The sequence below is a fragment of the Galbibacter marinus genome, assembly GCF_000300875.1.
Lineage (GTDB): Bacteria > Bacteroidota > Bacteroidia > Flavobacteriales > Flavobacteriaceae > Galbibacter > Galbibacter marinus.
This window is the reverse complement of record NZ_AMSG01000009.1, coordinates 111,859-128,007: the sequence shown is the minus strand read 5'-3', so window position 1 is coordinate 128,007 and position 16,149 is coordinate 111,859. Positions and strand designations below refer to the sequence as shown.

Genomic DNA, 16,149 nt, shown 5'->3' with positions numbered 1-16,149 from the left:
GTCCTGGGTTCGAGCCCCAGTCGGGTCACTTCTTGGGACAAGTCTAAAAAAGGAAGACTTGCCCCATTTTTTTTACCATTTAACTTGCTGTTATTCTGATAGATAAGAGCGATCGCATAATTTAGGCTCGGAATTCGATGTGTTGTTCTGTCAAATTCCAAAAAATCAGGGAACATCGAACTCACTATTAACCTTTTTTTCCTCAATATCGCCGTTTTCATAGCGTCTATCAATGTTTGCAACCTTTTTTAAGGTGGATTCTACCTAATCTTTTATCTTCGTTCCGACTACTACCAAGTCATCTAATCTTCTTTCCAAAACCTCAATCTTTCCTTTGGCTAATTTCTTTACGTCTTGGAAATCGTCATCTGTCATTTCTCCATCGGCATTTTTTAAAATCGCATTTTGATAGCGTTTGTTCAACACATCAATTTCTCCTAGGATATTTGCTCGTTCCGTGTTTTGGGCGTATCCGTTCCTTGAACCCATGTAACCTTAGAAACATTTATTAAAATACGCTACGGAATACTTGCCATTCATTGTGTCGGGTATTTTGTTCTGCAACAAAACCGCTCAGTTTTCCCTGTCCACTTTCTACTGATTATACAAAATCGCTCTGTACATATTGCTCCCTTTTCCGATTTTTGCAATCATTTTTTATGCTTTGTTTCAATATTCCGTCTTTAAAATATCTCAAATTCATAAATATCTAAAAACCGCCCTTTTATCTTGCTCTCTTTACTATGTATTATTTTCCCACCCATTTTTGAATAAAACCCGTTAACATACGGCTCTGAATAAACTCTTAAAATTTTATAATTAAGTCTTTGGGCTGTTCGTTTAATAAAGTTAAAAGTTATCATGCCATACCCTTTTTCCGTGTTTTCAGGCAACAGCCAAAAATGGTCTATTTCAATAAATTTATCTTTAAGTATTAAAGCAAAAAATCCTACGTAATTCTTGTTGTCCAATATTTTAAAAACTTTATTTTCTCCAATATAGGATTTTGTTATTGTTAATTCATTAGTCCATAGAGCCATTTGCTCTTCGGTATAATTCCATTTTCCTTTTGATTTGAATGCTGTATCGGTCAATAACTGACTATCGTTAGAAGAGGCTAATTCAAATTTTAATATAGGTATATCGTTCATCTGGTATCCAATTTATTATGATGTATAAAAATATGATTTTCTCGTTGTATGGTATTGGTTTTACTATACTTCAATTTGAATAAAGATTTCTCTGTTCAGATATTTCATTTCAAATCAGTAGGTAAGAATTAAAACTTTTAGCAACGATTCTTTCATTTCTACCGTTGGTTTGTCCTATTTATAAGGTACGCAGATGCTTTTTTCTCTTAAAAATTGGCGTTCAATAACCTTACAATCTGATTGTAATTGAATGCTATTCCCTGAAACTGACAATGGATTTGCCGATAGACACGTATAGGCAAAACTTCTTGCCTTATGATAAGAAGCCTTAAGTCATTTAGCCGTTATATTTGCAGTATAAAACGTGAATGGCTACGGCGGTCTTTTACCTAAAACAAACCTTATATGAATCAAAAATTTGAAGCAGGAATTAACATCGCTATTAAGATACCAAAAAGTAAATACGAAAAAACAGTTTCTTTCTACAGGGATATACTGAAACTTGAAGTTTCAGAAAAAGCCATCGATAATCCTACCGTCTCCAAAACACACGAAGTAAAATTCGGAAATAATGTGATTTGGCTTGACTGTGTCGATAACTATACCCATTCGGAAACTTGGTTACAACTAACAGTTCCAAATGTAACAGAGGCGATAGGTTATTTACAGTCTAACGGTATCGAAACATGTGATGAACTAGAAGAGTTGCCAGAAAATATGCACTGGATTCAAGACCCCGCAGGTACAGTTTTCAACGTACAATAACGTAAAGAAGAATAAAACCTTAATTTCGTTTATTAAAAACCAAAGTTTGTTATCGTATTTGGAAGATAATCCTTAAAGGTTGTCTTCCCTGTCCATATATTGCTTTTAGCTGTATTTGAGTTGGTCTAAACGCAGTGTCCGTAAGCCTGCACGGGCTTTTATCCGTGGAAGCTGTTATGGATATCATCAGCTATATACGGAACAGGATTTGGAATACCATGCTGATTTTTCGGATGCCTATTTTCCCGTGCGAAATGGCATCCCAGGCGTAGAGAGAATAAATCAATTCTTTAAGGGAATTTTTTGTCTGCATCCAAAAGAATTCCTTTGTTCCCTCTTGATGAAACAGTACATCGGGATTTTGTTCGGGGCTTAGTTTTGTGGTTAGGTAATTATAGATTAATTATTTGGCGATGATTTTCACCAACTTATAATCAAAGTAGCTTGAAAATTTGGGGTCGATTTCAAATACAAAGCTGTTCAGCCCATCATAGCAGTTGATTTTGCCAAGTGTAAAGTATTGTTCGTCCTGGTCAGTTCTGCCGAAACAGTAGTATCGGTAGAAGTCGGAATTGCAGACATACTCGGTGTGCCCCTGCTTTTAATCCACGCAATTGCATTGGAAAGTAATTCTCGTAAATGTTTCCATTGGTAGACTGTCATCCTGTACACCTCCTCCATAAAACTCGAAGCATCGGTCGACAATTTCTTCTCCTGTTTCTGTATATCGGAGACTATTTTGTTTAATAGGTCTCTCATAATACTAAAGGTTTAAAATGAAGACAATATACCTTTGCATATTTTACGATTAGTGTCGAGCCTTTTTCATGAGACCGGACGAAGTCAGGGAAGATTTTTTTGGAAAACAATCTTTACCCTATATTTTGAGTTTTACTACTTTCGTATGAATTTGAGGCTATTAAAGTTTGAGTTGTTTTACCTCTAAATCGTTTTGATATGGACTGTCTTTTAATTGGTTCAATCGGCTCAAATCTTCCAAAAAAAGTTCGAGTCCTGTACCAGTGGGGTCACAAAAGCCTAGATTCCAAAATCTGTTGAGAAGAAAAAGACAACTTTTAGTCATGGTTCATATAGCGCATTTTATTAAAAAATTAAGCAATCTAAATAATTAACGTTGCTGTGAAGACCACTCCAACAAATCGCTATAGATGTCTTCTATTTTCTTTGACGAGCTACTTGTGTACAATTTAACCAACTCCTCATTAAAAGCTTAAGCCTTAGCCAAATGGGGTGAAAGACATAAGGCTATTCAAAAGTCTTAATCTATTGTTGTACTTTTTTAGTTAAACTTAAAGAGTCTAAAAGAGTATCTTTACAGTAAGCCACGGATTATTAAAAATCCAATAACAAATAAAAAATAAAAGTCAATGTATAAAGAATCCTTGATTCAAGTGCATGAGCGTATAAAACCACACATCCACAGAACTCCCGTTTTAACTTCACGCCTTATAAATTCACTGGCCTCTGCCAATGTTTACTTTAAATGTGAAAACTTTCAAAGGATGGGAGCCTTTAAAATGCGTGGTGCCACCAATGCCATTATGCAGTTGCCTGAGGATCACAAAAGCAAAGGAGTGGTCACACATTCTTCGGGTAATTTTGCGCAAGCGCTATCCTTAGCGGCTCAAAGCTTAGGAGTCCGCGCATATATTGTAATGCCTAAAACAGCTCCTCAAGTTAAAAAAAATGCTGTAAAAGACTATGGAGGACTCATTATCGAATGCGAACCAACATTAGAAGCTAGAGAACTAGCAGCAGAGAAAGTAGTACAAACTAAAGGTGCGACATTCATACATCCATCCAATGATTTAAATGTCATTTTGGGACAAGCCACTGCTGGAAAAGAATTATTGGAAGACTATCCACACTTGGATTATCTTTTCACTCCAGTTGGAGGAGGTGGTTTAATTGCTGGAACTGCCATTGCATCAAAACATTTTGGAAAGGGCTGTAAGGTTATTGGAGGAGAACCTATGGAGGCTGATGATGCATATCGTTCCCTGGAAAGTGGGCAAATTGAATCCAATAACAGTACGAATACCATCGCCGATGGGCTAAAGACTCAACTAGGATCTATCAATTTCCCAATTATTCAGCAGGGTGTAGAGCAAATTATTCGTGTGGAAGAAACTGAAATTATCCATGCTATGAAGCTTATCTGGGAACGCATGAAAATTATATGTGAACCTTCTTCTGCTGTAGCCTTAGCTTCCCTGTTAAAGAAGAAAAGTAACTACAAAGATCAAAATATCGGTATCATTATTTCTGGAGGAAATGTTGATCTTAGTGAATTACCTTTTTAAAGTCAAATAGGGTAATTGATATCTACTATCCATAAAAGAACATATAATATACTCCAAGAAATTCGGTCTGCTTAATATTTAAAATGTTATTTGATGCTTCATCTTCCTTAAAAAGAAGAAGCTGTTTACTGGTTTTTTCAATAAAATCATTGGCATGGGTAATAAGATTTTTAAGATCATCTTCAGTTCTCGCAGTACCGATATGTCGAAGGATAACACGTTTACGATTCTCTATCTTGTAAACCTGAACGGATGTAGAACCCTTGGAATACTTAATTTGCCTGATTTTAAGCATATTTGGGAATTTAGGTCAGCAAATTACAAAAAAATAAAAACTAACACGCAAGGTATCAGGTGATTAAAAATTGGTGAAAATCACCGCGGACAAGTCAGGAGCAACATCAGTTAACCAAAGATGGTCGCTCTTTTGTAATAAAAGATGATATTGAGTATGGATATCTTAATATAATCCCGCTCTGGGCTTTTGGATTAAACTACTAAATTTGATAATTAATAACATTCAAGTTCACCCAACAGTTAAACTAAGAAGCTATACTGTATACATGATACAACAGCTAGAATTTATGAATCTTAGGCTATAAAATCATATTTTGCACTATTGATTGAGCATTTTTTTAATATTTTGCTCATCCTGTTGTGCGATTGCGTATTAATTTTATTTTTTAGATTTATGCTATTACTTGTAGACGCTTTGTAGTCCCAAAATTCAAATTTGTAGTTGTATTGTGAATACCTTTAAACCAGATAATTAAGAGGCATTTATTAACTTTGGGATATCAAATAATAGTAATTATGAAAAATAGAATCCTGAAACCCATAACTATAATTATCTTTATAATATTTGGTACTCTACTAAATGGATGTGGTAATTCAAACCTTAAAGATATTTCTGCGGATCCAGAGTATGCACATTTAAGCAATAACATCTTTTTCACCAATCAACCACTATTCTACTACCAGTATAACAAAGATGGCGGGATCACTACGGATCATTTTTTAAGTCTTCACCCAAACGATTCTAACGGAACCAAAATTCAGGAGATCCCAAAAGGAAGTCACATCAAGGTTTCCAAAGTTTATGAAATCACATTAAAGGATGGAAACACCTTAACTTGGATTACGGGCGAAGTATTTCCAAGCCCGAACCAACCTTTAGCTTATGAAACCGCACTGATCAAAGGTGAATCATTCTTTGAACAGCGCAAGTAAACATATAGTCGTCAAATAGCAAAACAGCCAAAACTCGAATTATTGATTACAAAACCAAGTTTTAGCTTATTATGTACTAAGACCTTATTAATAATTTTTTATTCATTTTACATTTTAGCCTACAGACAAGACAAAAGGTGACTAATTTTATCCTGTTGACAGGACAGAATACACATGATTTTATCCTGTGTACAGGATAAAATGGAGTTATTAAAAACAATATTATTTCTTAAAAACACATTTTTTAGGACTCTGATAGCTACTTAAATCACCTTTCTCTTCTAACCATTAAGTTGTAATATCAATTATTAGCCTCACTTAAATTCTCCAACATCACTTTAGAAAGGTACTCCCTAAAAATAGCACCGCAATATGGATCTGTTCTATGTGGGTATCAATAGTTTTTTTAATCACCTAAGTACCTTGATAAACCACACTTAGATCTTTTGAAGTTAACATCAAGCACTAAAGCCAAAAAAGTTAAGCATTTCATCATATTTTTTTTTACTTTTGCCAACCATTCACCGGGGTGCTGGAACTGGTAGACAGGCATGGTTGAGGGCCATGTGTCCATTAGGGCGTGTGGGTTCGATTCCCATTCCCGGTACAAAACAGGAAAAGTGATTTGATTTATCGCTCTTCCTGTTTTTTCTTTAATAGCTAAGTTCAACGAGAGGATCAACCGTTTGCCTAAAAGCTTATTTAAATCAATGCCTTGCCGAATTTTAGTACTTTTGCATTTTAAATTAAAAGTGGGTTATTAAAAGATTTTAAAATAGGCAACCATGAATGTATTTGACCTTATCATAAATGATAAACAGCAAGTAGCCTTAAATGATGTATTTCTCAATCACACTAACACCGAGCAAATCCATCAGCTTATCAAGGAGCATCTGTACATTGAAGAATTAAGCAGTTATAACTTACCTGTAAACAATAAGGTATTGCTTAAGGGAAGTTCTGGTTGTGGTAAAACTATGACAGCCAAAGCAATTGCACAGTCGCTCGATAAAAAGATTCTCATTCTTAATTTGAGCAATGTCGTATGTTCACGCATTGGTGAAACCTCACAGAACATCAAGCAAGTTTTTGACAAAGCCGCTAGAGAAAATGCCGTTTTATTTTTAGATGAATTTGATCAAATAGGCAAAGCGCGTGGCGGGGATGAAAAAGATGTAGGAGAAATGCGAAGACTTGTAAACACTGTAATTCAACTCATTGATTATTACCCGGAAAATGCCCTTTTAATTTGTGCCACCAATCATCCAGAGATGATTGACCATGCCTTACTAAGACGATTCCAGCTTCAATTAAAATACGAATTACCAGAAACCAAGGTGTTAGATCAATATTACGACACCATATTGGATCGTTTTCCAAAAGAATTACAAAACATCCAGCGACTTTATAACATCTCATTTGCCCAGGCTAAAGACCATGCCTTTACCATGGTAAAGTCGGCATTAATAAGTAAGCTTGAAGCAAGTAAAAATTTAGCGGTATAATTAGTCAGCTATGAACACTTAAGTTTTTGTGATACTTTAGAATTCACGATTTATATTTTCTGAAAGCTACTTTGGTTTTTCTCACCTGTTTCTTGGTAAAATAATGTATCTTCTCGTTATATAAGAACCACCCTCCTATCGCTCCAATAGCACTTCCAATCAAAATATCGAAAAACCTGGTGATCATTAAATTATCTGGAGTCTCTAATAGGCTTATGTTTGGCTCAGCAAGTAAGATGGTTAAAATGGTGATAAACATCGCAGCAATTGCGTAATTCCTAACAATTAGGAACTCTACAGTGGTTTGAAGCAGCAGAATGCTAATACAAATACCTAAAATTGTGACATCAAATTGTAGGATGAGCCAGGTAAGTCCAAGCCCGATAAAGGTTCCTAAAACCCTTTGCATAGCCCGTGTCCAAATATGTTTTGTACTCACACCCTGCATAACCGCCATACAGGAGGTTGGAACCCAATATGGGTTTTCAAGTTCAAGTATTATACCCACTAACAAGGCAATAGCTACCATAACACTAAATATCACCGATTCTGTGATGTTTACATATCGATTTTTTCGCACCACCACTACTGTTGGAGCGTCACTGATCTTTTTTAAAAACTACGATGCTATACAGTAAAGCAATCAGAGTTGCAATCATAACACCTATGGCAAAGTTCCCGATACTACTGGAGATATCTTCATAGTGAGTTGGCATAGTGATAGCGATTGAAGCGACCATTATAAAGAAAAAATTACCTGGAGGTTTGGTGAGCTCTTAGCGGTCAAGCGCATAATGTACACCAAAGGTGTATAGTCCTAAAAACACAGGGGTTAGCCATAGATTAAAAACAAATATCAATCCAAAGGAAAAGGAAAGTATAAAGCCAAATCCACAAACCATCAGAATCACCATACGATTCACAAGCTTATTTGATTGGATGTACAAAATAATCAAGGCACCCAAAGAAGCTAGCTTTCCAGCCTCGATATCATTAATTAATAAACCTATCAACAAAGGAATACCCACGCAGGCCCCCGCCACAATCGGAAGGTGCCAGGAACGATCTGTCTTGTTAAATCTAAATAGTTCTTTCCACATTACAACTGCAAAATTACTCAAAAGTTTAGGCCTTAAATCTATTTGAGCCAGGTTATGTATTGACCACAATATTTAACAAGCCTTGTAATTACAAAGATGTTGTCTGGGGTAAATTGAGTTAATTAGACAATCTTTCAATGGCCTGGGAAAGCTTCTCTACCATATTTACGATTTTCCCCTGATTACACTCATAGATAAATGCCTGAAGACTCTCTGAGGTATGGGATTTAAAATCACCAACAATAACAAGTCTCATGCGATAGTTGGAAAACTTTTGTAGAACCTCTCCAGCGAGCCCTGTTTTTAAATCAAAGAATTTAGGGGTAATGGTATCCTTATGTAAAATCATGCGATCATAACCCTGAAAATATAGCGTCCCCACAAGATCGAGTCCATCAGACTCATTGTTTATTAGTAACTGATCTGATAAGACCTCCGCTATTTCAATTCCATTTTCGCTATGCTTCTTTACAACCACCTTTTTAATTGTTTTGATCAAATATAGTAAAGTTCAATACATTAGTAACAAGAAACCTCTACCCCAAAGGCTATGATTAAAAATTGTATTTTTGGGTATCTTTAAAGAATCCACCAACCAATCCATTATTTTTAAAATGACCAAAGACAACCTTATTACCTACATACAAAGCTTTGTCGATTTAACCACCCTTGAAATGGAATCCTTCACCGAATTATTCAAAGAAGTCCACCTTAAAAAAGACGATTATTTTGCACAACAAGGAGAGTTCTCCACTTCGCTGGGTTTTCTAAATAAGGGAGTCATGAGAGCCTTTTACCGGAACAGCTGGGGAAAAGAATACAATAAGACCTTCTTTACTGATTCAAATTTTGTGGCAGCCTATGTTTCCATAACCACAAAACAGCGCAATTCTATCAACATACAATGCTTAACTAATTGCAGAGTGCTAGTGGCAGATTATCAAAAAGTAAGCACTTTATATGCAAAGTATCCAAAGATCGAAAGTCTCGCTCGAAGACTAGCCGAATACAAATTTGCACTCAAAGAAAAACGAGAAATCGAACTAGCAACCTTGGATGCCAGCACACGTTATGAAATTTTCAGAAAAGAGCATGCTGGCTTAGAGAACCTCATCAATCAATACCATATTGCTTCCTATTTAAGTGTCACCCCTACCCAATTAAGTAGAATTCGGTCAAAATTTTAAAATCTTTACCTATGTAAATGCATCCTTGAAGCGGATTGATCAATTTTGCCAAAAATAAAACACATGATCAATCTGAAACATTTCATCATTATGGTATTTATCACAGGATGTACAGGTAATTACCTAACAGCACAAAAAAAAGTAGTAATGATTCTTAGCGCCGCACAGGCCATTAGCTTAAATGAAGGCGAAAAATCACGGCAGACAGGCGTGTTTTTAAATGAGTTTTACTTAGCCTACCACAGTTTACAACAACAAGGATATAAAGTAGACTTTGCTACACCTATGGCTCAAACTCCAAATATAGATAAAGAGAGTACAGAGGATAAATACTGGAAGGATAATACCGAATTAAAAGCCCAAGCTATGGCATTTATAACCAGGGATAGCGCTTTTTTAAACCCAAAATCACTTAAATACGTTCTTGAGCACCAAAACCATTACATTGGTTTAGTCATTCCAGGTGGCCAAGGTTTAATGGTAGATCTAGCTTATGATAAACACATACCTGAGATATTAAAACAATTTGCCCAAGATCAGAAACCAACGGGACTTATCTGTCACGCACCAAGCCTGCTAACTACTATTGCAAAGCATGAGAATCCCTACAAAGGATATAAGGTAAGTGCTGTATCACCTATAGAAGAATTCGTAATCGAACGCTTTATTATGAAAGGAAAACCTGAGGTGAGAAAAATAGGCAAGCGTCTACGCAAACATGGACTTAAATACCGTAGTGGATTACCCAAGGCTAATTTTGCTATAAAAGACAGAAATTTAGTTACGAGTCAAAACCCGTTTTCCTCATCTGCCTTCAGTAAATTATACAAACAAGCATTGATGGAATACCAAGATCGACATTAGTGATCAGATAAACTACCCAACCACGCATAGCGATGGATTGGGTTTTAAACCAGAATGAACCCCTAGTAAAAAAGCTTAACTATTTAGTAACAATTTTTGGTATAAGTTTGGGTATATCAAAATTTTACATATATTTGCTTATGTTATACATAATACATTTATATGAATTTACTAGCAGCAACATATGCTCCAATGAATGAGGATTTGAGTTTAAATCCTGAAATAATTAGCACCTATGGAGGGTTTTTAAAACACAACTCTATTAAAGGAGCATTTATCAATGGTTCCACCGGTGACTTTGTCTCACTCTCTAGCAAGGAACGTATGCAGCTTATGGATGCGTGGAGTACACAGCGAAGTGATGATTTTAAAGTTATAAATCACGTTGGTCATACTTCTTTAATTGAGGCAGTGAAACTTGCAAAACATTCGGCCATTTTAGCCGATGGTATTGCGGTGCTTGCGCCCTTTTATTTTACGATAAAATCGGTTGAAAAATTAATAGAGTATTGTAAAGAAGTAGCCAATGCTGCACCTGAGCTCCCTTTCTATTATTACCATATTCCAGTTTTATCAGGTGCCCAACTAGACATGAGGGCCTTTGTTAAGAGGGCTGTAGCAGAAATCCCAAACTTTCAAGGAGTTAAGTTCACCCATAACGACATGATAGACTTTCAGTTCTGCATTGAACTAAAGGATAAAATAAAACCTGATTTGGAATTATACTTCGGAATTGATGAAATGTTTGTCAATAGCATCGCTTTAGGAGGTCACGGTTGGGTAGGAAGTACTTACAATCACTTAGCACCTTTGTATCGCAGTATACATGAATGTCATAACATACAAGATTTCCAACAGGCGAATGAATTACAACGTAAAGCTATAAAATTTGTCCAAACCCTAGATGCGTTTGGAGGTTTTAACGGAGCAGGAAAAAGTTTTATGAGAGCTCTTGGAATTGACTGTGGTCCGAGCCGATCACCTCATATTACCTTAACAGATACGCAACTAACACAAGCGCAGGATCAAATGAAATCCATCCAACTAACGCCTGACGATTTTTCCCCAAACCCTTATTAAGTCATTTTTTTATACCTAAATGTTATACATAATACAATTAAGCTATCAATAATCAATAACTAAACTACACGTTTATGAAGAACCTCTATCATTTATTCAGGGCGAGAGTCTTGGCTTTAGAAAATCGTCTTGGCTTTGGAAAAAGCCTACAGATAATGCTCTTGATTTGTTCGCTGGTAACTAGTTCTGCATTTGCTCAAAGTAATCAGATCAGTGGAACAGTTTTAGACGAATTAGGAACACCCCTACCTGGAGCTACTGTTTTAATTAAAGGAACCTCCACTGGTACACAGACCGATTTTGACGGAAACTTTACAATTCAGGCCAGTTCGGCGGACGTTCTAGTGATTAGTTACGTAAGCTATAAGGCTCAGGAAGTTGTAGTTGGCAGTCAAACGAGCATTCAGGTGAGTCTTGAGTTAGATACAGCAATGCTTGATGAAGTAGTTGTAACTGGATATGGTAAACAATCTAGGGCAAAATTAACTACTTCGGTATCTAAACTCGACACGCGGGTAATGGAGACCTCAACGCGTTCCAACGCGGCTACCGCTCTTCAAGGAACCATTTCAGGTTTACGGGTGACCAACACTACAGGGCAACCAGGGTCTACACCTCAGATTGTGCTTCGTGGTGGAACAGATTTTAACGGAACTGGAAGTCCTCTTATTTTAATTGACGGGGTACCTGGAAGTTTTTATGGTCTTAACTCAGATGACATCGCATCCATTGAGGTATTAAAAGATGCTGCTGCTACAGCAATCTATGGTGCGCGGTCTGCTAACGGGGTTGTACTTGTGACCACTAAAACAGGAACACCAGGAAGATCTAGTATTAACTTCAAGCAAAAATACAGCATGAACCACAGAAGGGAAACCCCGGAATACCTAGGTGCTGCTGATTTTATAAGATACAATAGACAAGCTGTTGGCTATTACAGAGAGGCTATGAACAATCCTAATGCATTCGCTGCTTTTATCGACGGAGCTACTGGTTTTGGAACTGGGGGAAATACAACAGATTCTCCTTTTACCACACAATACTTAACTCCGCAGAATCGCTACCTATTAGGATATCCTGGATGGGGAACTGTAGCGGATCCATTAGATCCAAGCAGACAGATTTTGTTTATGGAAAATCAGGTAGGGGATAATATTTACCAGTCGAGCAGAACTATCGACAACTACCTCTCTTTTCAAGGTGGGAATGATAAAGGAACTTACTATTTAGGTCTTGGGTACTTAGATAATGAAGGACTTATATTAGGTTCTGGATTTAACCGTATCTCTGGAAAATTCAGTGGAACCTATAGAATTTCTGATAAGTTTAGAGTAAATTCTAATATCATTTATACCCATTCTAATCTAAAGACAAGTCCATTAGGTTCAGATGATACGGTATTTAGACGTTTTGCGGGTCAACCACCCACATCGCGTGTTTATAACAACAATCCAGATGGATCGCTTTCTGATGTCTACAATCAAGGAACCAACTCTGGTTTTGGAAACCCTTTGTACTACCAAGACAAATTTGTTCGAAAAAATTTAGAACAGCGTATGCAGGCTTCCGTAGGAATAAACTGGGATGTTATGGATGATTTAGAACTAGCAGTAACAGCTAGCCATTTTACTATCAACAACCACAATGATCGTTTCAACAAAGCTTATTTGAATGGTGGAACGCTTATTACCACTAGAAATGCTTCCACTGCACTGGAAAGAACATTAAGAAATCAGGTAACGGCTACTTTAAACTACAGTAAAGAATTTGGCAACCATACCTTTGATTTACTTGGAGGTACGGAATTCTACCAAGACAACTATTTCTCATCTTGGGCTGGAACTAAAAACTCTCCTACAGACTTCATCTATACTCTTAATGCAGGAAGTGAAGCTGATGGAGTACCATCCAGTGCTGAAACAGAACATAGAATCGTATCCTTATTTGGTCGATTGAACTATGATTTTGATGACAAATACTTGCTAAGTTTAACCTTTAGACAGGATGGTTCTTCTAGGCTAGGAAATGATAAATTCGGATTTTTCCCAGGGGCATCCTTTGCATGGAATCTTCACAGAGAGACCTTCTTTACAAATTCTGGCATCAGTGATGTAGTGACTACTTTCAAACCTAGAGTTAGTTACGGGGTCAACGGAAATATTGAAGTTCTTGGAAACTATCAGGTGTTTGGATCTTATGGATCCCAGGGCGTATATGATGGTCAAACTGGTTATGCGAATACGGGTCTAGCGACTCCTGATTTACAATGGGAACGTTCTACAACCCTAAACTTTGGTTTAGATTTAGGATTGTTCAACAACCGCGTTAGTTTAATTGGAGAGTACTTCATTAGAGATGTTAAGGATAAATTAGCTGGACTAACTCTCCCGTATTGGACTGGATTTAGCTCCATTACAACCAATAACGGAACCCTTAGAAATAAAGGTTTTGAATTGCAATTAAACGCCGATATTATCCGAACTGAAGACTTTACCTGGAATTTTGGAGCAACCATGGCTTCTATCAAGAACTACGTGGTAAAACTACCAGAGAATGATAATGAGAATAACCGTCAAGGTGGTTATCAAATCTACAATCCAAATTCTGGAGAATTAGAATGGGTTGGTGGATTACAAGAAGGCCAACGTGTTGGAAATGACATGATCGTTACCTACGTTCAGGATTATATCTATGCTGATCAGGCAGAGGTTGACGCTCATGCTGATCGTCAGGATGACTTACTTCCAGATGCTTACAAAAGATATCCTGGTGATGTTGCTTGGAAAGATTTTAACGGTGACAATATCATCAACTCGTATGACCGTAAGGTAATTGGTAGAACGACACCTGATTTTGTGGGTGGTTTTACCACAAGTCTTAATTACAAAGGCATCGGTTTATATATTAAAACGGACTTTGCCACAGGTCATATGGCTTATAACCACATTCGTGGTAAAGGGATTGCACAAACTCAAGGGAACTTAAATCAGGATGCACTTGTGTTACAATCATGGACACCTGAAAACAGAGATACTGACATACCTCGCTTTGTATTTACTGATGTTCAAGGAAACTTCTTTAGAGGGAATGAGCAAACTGTAAACAGTAACTTCTGGGAAAAAGCAGATTATCTCGCTCTTAGAGAAGTGACACTGAGCTACGATGTTCCAACATCAGTATTTGATGAGAAAGTCCAAGCACTTAGCTTGTATTTAACAGGAAGTAATTTACATTACTTTAAAAGTTTCAGCGGTAACTCTCCTGAAGAAGGTGGATACCAATACGGAGAATTCCCAATGCCTGTTACAGTAACATTAGGACTCAATTTAACCTTTTAAAGAAAGAAGACGATGAAAAATATATTAAAAATACTATTGGTGTTGTTACTAGTTTCGTGTGAGAGCGAACTAGAGATCACCGCACCGAGTGAATTGAACACCACTGGCTTCTGGACCTCTGAGGAAGGAGCTAAATCAGCCCACACAGGACTCTATGGTTCTTTTAGAGGTTCGATGACTAACTTTTGGTTACTAGGAGAAATACGAAGTGACATGTGGGGAGGGCAGACCTTTGAGTCTCCGTCTAACTTGCCACTTATTGAATCCAATATTACGGTTTCAACGGCCCCATTTGGAGGTTGGGCTGGTATTTATTCTAAGATTCATCAACTCAATGATTTTATAGCCAATGTAGCTGGGGTTACTTTTAGCAATCAGGCGCACAAAGAGCATATGTTGGGTCAAGCCTATGGCTTACGCGCATTTTATTATTACACACTGCTAAAAACCTGGGGAGCGGTTCCTATTTCCACAGCGTCATTAAAAGATATAGATCCTGCATCGCTGAGTAAACCAAGATCTTCTGAGCAAGAGGTCATGGATTTTATCAAGTCAGATCTTGAAATTTCTTTAGAACACTTTGGTTCAGATGCTTCTTTTTGGAACGGCAAACGAATCTATTGGTCTAAGGCAGCTACTTTGACTTTAAAAGGAGACGTGTACATTTGGTCTGGAAATCTATTAGGCGGTGGGGCTGCTGACTTTAATGAGGCTAAATCCGCTCTTAGTCAAATAGCTTCAATGGGGGTTTCCCTAGAGCCTGACTTCGCTAGTCTTTGGTCCACAGAAAATGAAGAAAATAAAGAGTTTATTTTTGCGGTAGATTATCAGCAAGATCAAGCTACAAATTACTTCTCTCTTCTAACTGGTAGGACTACGGAAATTCATCCACAGTTCGATCAGGATGCAAATCCAATGAATACCTTTATCACTAATGGAGCAAATCGTTACGGTCCATCGGAGAAGACATTACAACTTATAGATGACCCTTTAGATACTCGTAAGGATGCTACATTTATACAATTGTATGTCGATGACAACCAGGGTGAAGGATATAGCAACTACAATGCTGAGAAATACTTCGGAGCAGTGATTAATAAGTTTGTCGGAAGTGTGGATGGAAGTGTACGAATTGCAGACAACGATATTCCAGTATACCGTTATGCTGATGTATTACTACTATTAGCTCAGGCTAAAAATTTATTAAACGAAGATCCATCTACTGAGATTAACTTAATTCGCGAAAGAGCCTATGGCAGTAATTACGATGCTTCGATCCATGGATATATCAATGGTTCTAAAGCACAAAATGCCAATGCTATTTTGGATGAACGTTATAAGGAGTTTATCGCCGAAGGAAAACGTTGGTGGGATTTAAGACGTGCTGGAGATCAGTATGTGTTTGATAACAATCAATATTTAGATCAATCGCAACAGTACATGTTGGTATTACCGATTACTCTTGATATGATAGGACGAAATCCGATGCTAGAACAAACTAAGGGATACCCGCAATAAGAAGGAATAAGAAACCCTATGGTGAAATTTCCATTTGACTTATAGGGTTTTAAAAAATATCATAAAATCATGTGCAAGGTTAGAATT

The 16,149-nt window shown here is 37.0% G+C and carries 18 protein-coding genes, 1 tRNA gene and 1 pseudogene; 10 read left to right on the top strand and 10 right to left on the bottom strand.

Annotated elements, in window-relative coordinates:
* The 3 genes from I215_RS16490 to I215_RS08625 form a co-directional block, all read right to left on the bottom strand.
* Window positions 1-221, bottom strand: a 221-nt coding sequence (locus I215_RS16490; protein ID WP_394330795.1) for a hypothetical protein, incomplete at its 3' end; no start/stop codon positions are given.
* A gap of 43 nt (window positions 222-264) precedes the next feature.
* Entirely contained in the window at window positions 265-489 is a 225-nt protein-coding gene (locus I215_RS16385; RefSeq protein WP_202802596.1) for a hypothetical protein, read from the bottom strand.
* Window positions 490-683: 194 nt separating this feature from the next.
* Complete coding sequence (locus I215_RS08625) at window positions 684-1,151, bottom strand: GNAT family N-acetyltransferase (RefSeq protein WP_008991577.1); 468 nt, start codon at window positions 1,149-1,151, stop codon at window positions 684-686.
* Window positions 1,152-1,556: 405 nt separating this feature from the next.
* Between I215_RS08625 and I215_RS08620 the strand changes: the two genes are divergently transcribed.
* Entirely contained in the window at window positions 1,557-1,916 is a 360-nt protein-coding gene (locus I215_RS08620) for a VOC family protein (RefSeq protein ID WP_008991576.1), read from the top strand.
* Between the two features lie 190 nt (window positions 1,917-2,106).
* Here I215_RS08620 and I215_RS16650 read toward each other — a convergent pair.
* The 3 genes and pseudogenes from I215_RS16650 to I215_RS16165 all read right to left on the bottom strand — a co-directional run.
* A pseudogene (locus I215_RS16650) lies at window positions 2,107-2,433 on the bottom strand (RteC domain-containing protein); the annotation flags it as partial.
* Window positions 2,397-2,675 carry a hypothetical protein gene (locus I215_RS16485; protein ID WP_008991575.1) on the bottom strand — a complete coding sequence of 93 codons (279 nt, stop codon included), beginning with the start codon at window positions 2,673-2,675 and terminating at the stop codon, window positions 2,397-2,399. The gene I215_RS16485 and the pseudogene I215_RS16650, both read right to left, overlap by 37 nt.
* A 160-nt stretch (window positions 2,676-2,835) precedes the next feature.
* The gene (locus I215_RS16165) at window positions 2,836-3,000 is read right to left on the bottom strand and encodes a hypothetical protein (RefSeq protein WP_156800241.1); all 165 of its coding nucleotides are present in this window, start codon (window positions 2,998-3,000) and stop codon (window positions 2,836-2,838) included.
* Window positions 3,001-3,304: 304 nt separating this feature from the next.
* Here I215_RS16165 and I215_RS08610 point away from each other — a divergent pair, with 304 nt between their 5' ends.
* Entirely contained in the window at window positions 3,305-4,240 is a 936-nt protein-coding gene (locus I215_RS08610) for a pyridoxal-phosphate dependent enzyme (RefSeq protein ID WP_040460074.1), read from the top strand.
* 25 nt (window positions 4,241-4,265) lie between these two features.
* Here the strand turns inward: I215_RS08610 and I215_RS08605 are convergent, their stop codons facing one another.
* Window positions 4,266-4,535, bottom strand: coding sequence for a hypothetical protein (locus tag I215_RS08605; protein ID WP_008991573.1), 270 nt, complete (start codon window positions 4,533-4,535; stop codon window positions 4,266-4,268).
* A gap of 518 nt (window positions 4,536-5,053) precedes the next feature.
* Between I215_RS08605 and I215_RS08600 the strand changes: the two genes are divergently transcribed.
* From I215_RS08600 to I215_RS08590, 3 genes are all read left to right on the top strand, one after another.
* The gene (locus I215_RS08600; protein ID WP_008991572.1) at window positions 5,054-5,470 is read left to right on the top strand and encodes a hypothetical protein; all 417 of its coding nucleotides are present in this window, start codon (window positions 5,054-5,056) and stop codon (window positions 5,468-5,470) included.
* A 523-nt stretch (window positions 5,471-5,993) separates the two neighbouring features.
* Window positions 5,994-6,077, top strand: a tRNA-Leu gene (locus I215_RS08595).
* Between the two features lie 178 nt (window positions 6,078-6,255).
* Window positions 6,256-6,975, top strand: a complete 720-nt coding sequence (locus I215_RS08590; RefSeq protein ID WP_008991571.1) for an AAA family ATPase — start codon at window positions 6,256-6,258, stop codon at window positions 6,973-6,975.
* A gap of 43 nt (window positions 6,976-7,018) precedes the next feature.
* Here the strand turns inward: I215_RS08590 and I215_RS15885 are convergent, their stop codons facing one another.
* The 3 genes from I215_RS15885 to I215_RS08580 all read right to left on the bottom strand — a co-directional run bounded on the left by I215_RS15885 (window position 7,019) and on the right by I215_RS08580 (window position 8,574).
* Window positions 7,019-7,555: an FUSC family protein gene (locus I215_RS15885; protein ID WP_156800240.1), complete on the bottom strand. Its 537-nt coding sequence runs from the start codon at window positions 7,553-7,555 to the stop codon at window positions 7,019-7,021.
* Window positions 7,556-7,751: 196 nt separating this feature from the next.
* Window positions 7,752-8,096, bottom strand: a complete 345-nt coding sequence (locus I215_RS15880) for a hypothetical protein (RefSeq protein ID WP_156800239.1) — start codon at window positions 8,094-8,096, stop codon at window positions 7,752-7,754.
* Window positions 8,097-8,193: 97 nt separating this feature from the next.
* Window positions 8,194-8,574: a DUF4180 domain-containing protein gene (locus tag I215_RS08580; protein ID WP_008991570.1), complete on the bottom strand. Its 381-nt coding sequence runs from the start codon at window positions 8,572-8,574 to the stop codon at window positions 8,194-8,196.
* A gap of 70 nt (window positions 8,575-8,644) precedes the next feature.
* Here I215_RS08580 and I215_RS08575 point away from each other — a divergent pair, with 70 nt between their 5' ends.
* The 5 genes from I215_RS08575 to I215_RS08555 all read left to right on the top strand — a co-directional run bounded on the left by I215_RS08575 (window position 8,645) and on the right by I215_RS08555 (window position 16,062).
* Entirely contained in the window at window positions 8,645-9,262 is a 618-nt protein-coding gene (locus I215_RS08575; protein WP_008991569.1) for a Crp/Fnr family transcriptional regulator, read from the top strand.
* 63 nt (window positions 9,263-9,325) lie between these two features.
* The gene (locus tag I215_RS08570; protein ID WP_008991568.1) at window positions 9,326-10,126 is read left to right on the top strand and encodes a DJ-1/PfpI family protein; all 801 of its coding nucleotides are present in this window, start codon (window positions 9,326-9,328) and stop codon (window positions 10,124-10,126) included.
* A 162-nt stretch (window positions 10,127-10,288) separates the two neighbouring features.
* Complete coding sequence (locus I215_RS08565; RefSeq protein WP_008991567.1) at window positions 10,289-11,206, top strand: dihydrodipicolinate synthase family protein; 918 nt, start codon at window positions 10,289-10,291, stop codon at window positions 11,204-11,206.
* A 74-nt stretch (window positions 11,207-11,280) separates the two neighbouring features.
* Complete coding sequence (locus tag I215_RS08560) at window positions 11,281-14,544, top strand: SusC/RagA family TonB-linked outer membrane protein (RefSeq protein WP_193362585.1); 3,264 nt, start codon at window positions 11,281-11,283, stop codon at window positions 14,542-14,544.
* 12 nt (window positions 14,545-14,556) lie between these two features.
* Window positions 14,557-16,062, top strand: coding sequence for a RagB/SusD family nutrient uptake outer membrane protein (locus tag I215_RS08555; protein WP_008991565.1), 1,506 nt, complete (start codon window positions 14,557-14,559; stop codon window positions 16,060-16,062).
* The last annotated feature ends 87 nt before the right edge of the window (window positions 16,063-16,149 follow it).